Origin of the sequence: Nostoc cf. edaphicum LEGE 07299, assembly GCF_015207245.1 — a bacterium.
In the GTDB taxonomy this organism is placed as follows: Bacteria; Cyanobacteriota; Cyanobacteriia; order Cyanobacteriales; family Nostocaceae; genus Nostoc; species Nostoc edaphicum_B.
The window spans coordinates 1-6694 of record NZ_JADEXF010000188.1; the positions used below are offsets into that span (position 1 = coordinate 1).

Consider the following 6694-nt stretch of genomic DNA (forward strand, 5'->3'; position numbering starts at 1 on the left):
CAAGAAGAATAACCAATGCCCCATGCCCAATGCTCAATGCCCAATACACGACTATAAAAGAAATGCGCTAAACTCGAATTAGGCGAATCATAATCTGGTTCGTCACAAGACTTCTTGGAAGATATACCTATCGCAGGAAGTGGGTCGATGCCCACTTTTTTTATTGAATTCTCTCATGGCTCATCCTTTAGTTCCACAAATTATTGATTTGGCGACACCAGTGGCAGAAGAACTGGGATTGGAAGTGGTTGGCGTGGTTTTTCACACCAACCAGAGTCCACCAGTGTTGCGGGTAGACATTCGCAATCCTGAGCAAGACACTGGGTTGAACGATTGTGAGAAGATGAGCCGTGCTTTAGAAGCCTCCTTAGATGCTGCGGAAATCGTTCCAGATACATACGTCTTGGAAGTGTCTAGTCCTGGTATTTCGCGGCAACTGGTAACAGACAGGGAGTTTATTTCCTTTAAAGGATTTCCTGTTATTATCTCCACTTCGCCACCCTACGACGGACAACAAGAGTGGATTGGTCAGTTGATTCGTCGGGATGAGACAGCACTTTACTTAAATCAAAAAGGTCGTGTAGTCGAAATTCCCCGCTCCCTAATTACTAAGGTGCAGTTAGAGGAGCGCCGATAAACAAGTTACTAAGGCTAGAGGCTAGAGACTAGGTATTGGAGGGGCAGAGGAGCAGAGGAGCAGAGGAGCAGAGGAGCAAGGGAGACAAGGTGACAAGGTGACAAGAGGTGAGAACTTGCAACAAGTTTTTCCCCTTGCCCCCAATTCTCCTTGTCTCCTTGTCCTCTTCCCAATGCTCAACGCCCAATGTCCAACGCCCAGTCTCTAGTTCCTAATTTTTAAAGGAGATTGCTTATGTCAATGGTTACTTTACCTGGATTAAAAGAATTAATTGAAAGTATAAGTCGCGAACGGAATTTACCCCGGCTTGCAGTTCAATCAGCTATTAGAGAAGCACTACTCAAAGGCTATGAACGCTATCGCCGCGCCCAAAATTTAGAGCGCAAACAGTTTGACGAAGATTATTTTGAAAATTTTGAAGTAGAACTCGATATTGAAGGAGAAGGATTTCGCGTTCTTTCCACCAAAACCATTGTTGAAGAAGTAGATAATACAGACCACCAAATTTCTCTAGACGAAGTTCAACAAGTCGCTCCCGAAGCGCAGTTAGGAGACTCTGTAGTGCTGGATGTTACCCCCGACCAAGGAGAATTTGGTCGGATGGCGGCAATGCAAACTAAGCAAGTATTGGCGCAAAAATTACGGGATCAACAGCGCCAGATGGTGCAAGAAGAGTTCCAAGATTTAGAAGGAACTGTTCTCCAAGCAAGAGTCCTGCGGTTTGAGCGGCAATCAGTGGTTCTAGCAGTTAGCAGCGGCTTTGGTCAGCCAGAAGTAGAAGCCGAATTACCAAAGCGGGAACAGTTGCCCAACGATAATTATCGGGCAAATGCCACCTTCAAGGTATATCTGAAAAAAGTCTCCCAAGGTCAGCAACGAGGTCCACAGTTGCTTGTGTCTCGTGCTGATGCTGGTTTGGTGGTTTATCTTTTCGCCAACGAAGTCCCAGAAATTGAAGATGAAGTGGTACGGATTGTTGCCGTAGCTAGGGAGGCAAACCCCCCTTCCCGTTATGTCGGTCCCCGAACTAAAATAGCAGTAGATACTCTCGATCGCGATGTAGACCCAGTAGGTGCTTGTATTGGAGCTAGGGGATCGCGAATTCAAGTGGTAGTCAACGAATTACGCGGTGAAAAAATAGATGTAATTCGCTGGTCGCCAGACCCAGCGACATACATTGCTAATGCCTTAAGTCCAGCACGGGTAGATGAAGTACGCCTGATGGACCCAGAATCGCGGCAAACTCACGTACTGGTAGCTGAAGATCAATTAAGTCTGGCCATTGGGAAAGAAGGGCAAAACGTCCGTTTGGCAGCCCGTCTGACTGGTTGGAAAATAGACATTAAAGACAAAGCTAAGTATGACTATGCAGCAGAAGATACTAAATTTGCAGCTGTCAGAACAAAATATCAATCAGAGGAATCAAAAGAAGACGATCTTGAATATGAAGAAGAATTCGAGGATGAAAATCAGAATGAATTAGAAGAGGAAGATAGTTTTGACAATAACGATGATGAATAATTGATTAATTTTGTAAAGTTTTGATACTGTAATATTGTAATCTCAGTCTCAAGGATAATTTTCTCAAAAGCTACTTGGTATAAGTAAAAAATAGTAATAATAAACTTCTTTTTACATCCCAAATCCTGGACTGAGATCGCAAAGAACCGATGAAACCAAATTATCGGCGCTGTATTAGTTGCCGTAAAGTAGGCTCAAAAGATGAGTTTTGGCGGATTGTCCGCGTCTTTCCCGATGGAAAGGTACAATTGGATCAGGGCATGGGGCGTTCTGCCTATATTTGTCCAGAAACGAGTTGCTTACAAGCGGCTCAAAAAAAAAATCGACTAGGGCGATCGCTACATGCATCAGTGCCAGAAGCACTGTACCAAAGCTTGTCGCAACGTCTAGCCCGCAGTAATACCCAAAACCAAATTTAGTTGGAACAACTTTGTGACGTCATCATTAGAGAAATTGTGTCGAAAGCCGAAGTCGCGCTTTCATTACACTCTCTGTTGATCGTTAAGGTTAGTGCCAAAATAGTAAATGGGTGTAAAAGGCATTCGGCTCTCCAATAAGGAGGGGCGAGGCAACATTCCCAGAACAAGATGTAATCAATTGTGTTGTGGAAGACTCAGAATCAACAAAACAAGAAACTACAAAATGGCAACCTGGTAGCGCTCAGGCGCAGTTCGGCGTCAAGGGTTCCTATAAAAATCTTTTATTTAAGAAATTTTTATGGGTATCCCTCAACCATCATTCCTGGTGGGGATGCCATTATTAAACCGAAACATCTCTCTTTCCTGATTGGAGGCACCGGCAAAAACTGAACGGCAGTCTAAAAACAGTAATCCAAGGATGGAGATGTCGCAAACCAGGCAACCATCCGCTAAAACTGTAAATTAAAGGGGAAGAGTGGATGAACAACGGCAAAGTTAGAATTTATGAATTATCAAAGGAATTGAATTTGGATAACAAAGAGCTACTAGCAATTTGCGACCAGCTCGATATTGCGGTCAAAAGCCATAGCAGCACGATTTCAGAATCCGAGGCAGAAAACATCCGGGCGGCAGCAGAAAAGCTAGCAACTACGAATGTGTCAGCCAAAAAGGAACTAGGTACAACCAGCCATAAGCCGAATTCACCACCCAACGGCGGACGTAACCGACCTGCTGCACCCCACAAACAGCAAATTTTGGAAATACGCAAACCCAAAATATTGAGAAATACTACTCCCAACGCCCCAGAGGCGTCACTTGCTAACAATACCCAAGCTGCCTTGTCTGAAGCTAATCCTCCCTCTCCTCCACGGCCTTTCGCTACACCAGTCTCACCCCTAAAACCGGCAGCACCAACTCGACCTGTGCCCCGGACTCAATCTGAGACTCAAGAGCAACCTCCGATCGCTGACTTGGAACAAACGCCTAATCCAAATCCGGCACCGGAAAAAATAGCATCCCAAAAACCGGAAAAAACAGTTTCACCGAGACCAAAATCGGAAAAACCGATCAAACCACAATTAGTTGCTCCTCCAGCCAGACCTGCGGCGGAAGAAGCCCAGGTGGTGGCAGATGAGGCGCCAGTATCTCAGGCAGATAAACCGATCCTCAAACGCGACCAACGGGTACGACCCGCAGAAGGCGATCGCGAGCAAATTAAGCCAAGAGTCGCTAAACTGCCAACAGACCAGTCTCCACCAGGTGCGCCACAAAGGACAAGTCGTCCTACCCCTGCACCCAGCAGACCAGAGCAGAGGGGCAATAGACCATCTGCACCATCACAACTGGGAGAGGGACAACGACCCAGACCGGCACGTCCAGGTGAAGCAGTAGCAGCCGCAATGCCGATCGCGACTCCACCCAGACAGATGTCGGGCATAGCGGGCAAATCGCAAGGATTGGGTGATGAACCAGTCACACCGGATCTGCTCGATTTGAAACGCCCAAGTCCGCCTCGACCGACCAAAGGCGGCAAAAAGTGGGTAGAAGAGGAAATAATTGACGAAGTTAAAGAAAAGGCAAAAGCTGGCGTCAAAGGCAAGCGAATCAAACCCATACTTGATGATGAGTTTGAAGAAGATTTGCTGGATGATGACGATATAGATTCACCAGCCACAGTCCAAGTCAGCCTTTCTATTGCTCGTCCTCCCAAACCAAAAGCGACTCGACCTGTACAGATGCCAGGTGCAACCCTTGCTAGCGCCCCAACTGCAAGAGCCAGAAAGTCTGGTTCCAGGTCTGGTTCCAAATCTGGTGGGCGCGACCATCACCAAAACCGTCGCCAAGAAGCCGAGACAAAGCGCGATCGCCCCGAAAAAGTGACGATCACAGGGCCGTTGACTGTGCAAGAACTGTCTGACGTATTAGGCGTTGCCGATACAGAGATTGTCAAAATCCTGTTCCTGAAAGGTATGGCGGTGAGTATCACTCAAAACCTAGATATTCCCACAATTACCCTAGTAGGAAAAGAACTAGAAATAGAAGTTGAAACCGTCGAACGAGAAGCAGAAGCTCGGAAAATCACGGAAATGGTCGGTGCAGAAGACCTAGAATATCTCCACCGCCGTCCGCCAGTCGTGACAATTATGGGTCACGTAGACCACGGTAAAACAACTCTGCTCGACTCAATTCGCAAAACCAAAGTGGCTGCTGGCGAAGCTGGCGGTATCACTCAACACATTGGTGCATACCATGTAGATTTGGAACATGAGGGCAAACCTCAGCAGATAGTCTTCCTGGATACTCCTGGTCACGAAGCCTTTACAGCTATGCGGGCACGAGGAGCGCGGGTAACAGACATTGCCGTCTTAGTAGTAGCTGCTGATGATGGTGTCCGTCCCCAAACCATTGAAGCCATTAGTCATGCCCAAGCTGCGGGAGTGCCAATTGTTGTTGCAATCAACAAAATTGACAAAGAAGGGGCACAGCCAGAGCGGGTTAAACAAGAACTGACCCAGTATGGTCTGACATCAGAAGACTGGGGCGGTGAGACAATCATGGTTCCCGTGAGCGCCATCAGAGGTGAAAATCTGGATACGCTCTTAGAGATGATTCTCTTAGTAGCAGAGGTTGCAGAACTATCTGCCAACCCCGATCGTACCGCCAAGGGAACTGTCATTGAAGCACATCTGGATAAAGCTAAGGGAGCAGTTGCTACCCTGCTAATTCAGAATGGTACCCTGCATGTGGGAGATATCTTAGTAGCTGGCTCTGCCTTCGGTAAAGTCCGGGCGATGGTGGACGATAGAGGTAAGAGAGTAGACATTGCTTCTCCTTCCTTTGCTGTCGAGGTACTAGGTTTAAGTGATGTGCCGGCAGCCGGCGACGAGTTCGAGGTCTTCCAGAACGAGAAAGAAGCCAGAGCACTCGCTAGCGATCGCGCAGACAGACAACGCCTATCCCGTTTGTTACAGGGTCGTGTTACCCTTACAACCCTGTCGGCTCAAGCACAAGAAGGCGAGTTGAAAGAACTCAACTTGATCTTGAAGGGAGACGTACAAGGTTCCGTGGAAGCCATTGTGGGAGCGCTCAAGCAAATCCCGCAAAACGAAGTTCAAATTCGGATGCTGTTGGCTACTGCTGGGGAAATCACCGAGACAGATATCGACTTAGCAGCTGCCAGTAACGCTGTAATTATCGGCTTCAACACCACCTTTGCCAGTGGCGCTAGACAAGCTGCCGATGAAGCAGGTGTCGATGTCCGGGAATATAACGTCATCTACAAACTCCTAGAAGATATCCAAGATGCTTTGGAAGGTCTTTTGGAACCAGAGTTGGTGGAAGAACCCTTGGGTCAAACCGAAGTACGTGCCGTCTTCCCAGTCGGTCGTGGTGCGGTTGCCGGTTGCTACGTTCAATCTGGCAAGCTAGTTCGCAACTGCAAAGTCAGAGTGCGACGCAACGGTAAGGTGATCTTTGAAGGCGTCCTTGACTCCCTAAAACGGATGAAAGAAGATAGCCGTGAGGTCAACGCCGGTTATGAATGCGGTGTCGGCATCGATAAATTCAATGATTGGGTTGAAGGTGACATCATCGAAGCCTATCAGATGGTTACAAAGCGTCGCACTCTCACCTTAACGAGATAGTGTTGAGGGTAAAATGGTTAGAAGTTAGGAGTGGTAAATTGAGAGTTAGGAGTTAAAAGCTGCTAATTCCCAACTCCTAACTCTTAACTCATAACTTTTTATAATATGCATTCATTTCGCTCTGAACCTATTTTGTGGATTCACGTCGCTGGATTGGCGACATTGCCTGTTTTTTTAGTACTCTGCTTATTGTTTTTGTCTGTAGGCGAGCCATTTTTGCCGGTCTGGATGGAGCTATTGTTAGTTGCCGCCATTGGTGTTCTCCCCCTGCTATGGATGCAGTTGCGTCGCCCCTTTTATATATTTGCTCTTTTAGGAATAGCCCAAAAACCAGAAAATCTGACTGAGCAGCAGCGAAAAATTCTCTGTTTAATTAATACAAAATCAAATCGTATCCTGGCATTGGTGGCATCAGTATTGTCGATTTGGATACTGTGGAATCTTTACCAAATTGCCCCATTAGTAGCAAATTC

At 47.0% G+C, this 6694-nt stretch carries 5 protein-coding genes; all 5 read left to right on the forward strand.

Annotated features, from left to right (window positions below; genetic code table 11):
* Positions 1 to 175: 175 nt before the first annotated feature.
* The gene (rimP, locus tag IQ229_RS07725; RefSeq protein WP_194042648.1) at positions 176 to 637 is read left to right on the forward strand and encodes a ribosome maturation factor RimP; all 462 of its coding nucleotides are present in this window, start codon (positions 176 to 178) and stop codon (positions 635 to 637) included.
* Between the two features lie 234 nt (positions 638 to 871).
* Positions 872 to 2158 (forward strand): transcription termination factor NusA, encoded by a 1287-nt coding sequence (gene nusA / locus IQ229_RS07730; protein ID WP_194042650.1) that lies wholly within the window; start codon positions 872 to 874, stop codon positions 2156 to 2158.
* 149 nt (positions 2159 to 2307) lie between these two features.
* Positions 2308 to 2577, forward strand: a complete 270-nt coding sequence (locus IQ229_RS07735; protein ID WP_194042652.1) for a YlxR family protein — start codon at positions 2308 to 2310, stop codon at positions 2575 to 2577.
* A 479-nt stretch (positions 2578 to 3056) separates the two neighbouring features.
* Positions 3057 to 6221, forward strand: coding sequence for a translation initiation factor IF-2 (infB, locus tag IQ229_RS07740; RefSeq protein ID WP_194042654.1), 3165 nt, complete (start codon positions 3057 to 3059; stop codon positions 6219 to 6221).
* Positions 6222 to 6326: 105 nt separating this feature from the next.
* Positions 6327 to 6694, forward strand: a 368-nt coding sequence (locus IQ229_RS07745; protein ID WP_194042656.1) for a low-complexity tail membrane protein, incomplete at its 3' end; no start/stop codon positions are given.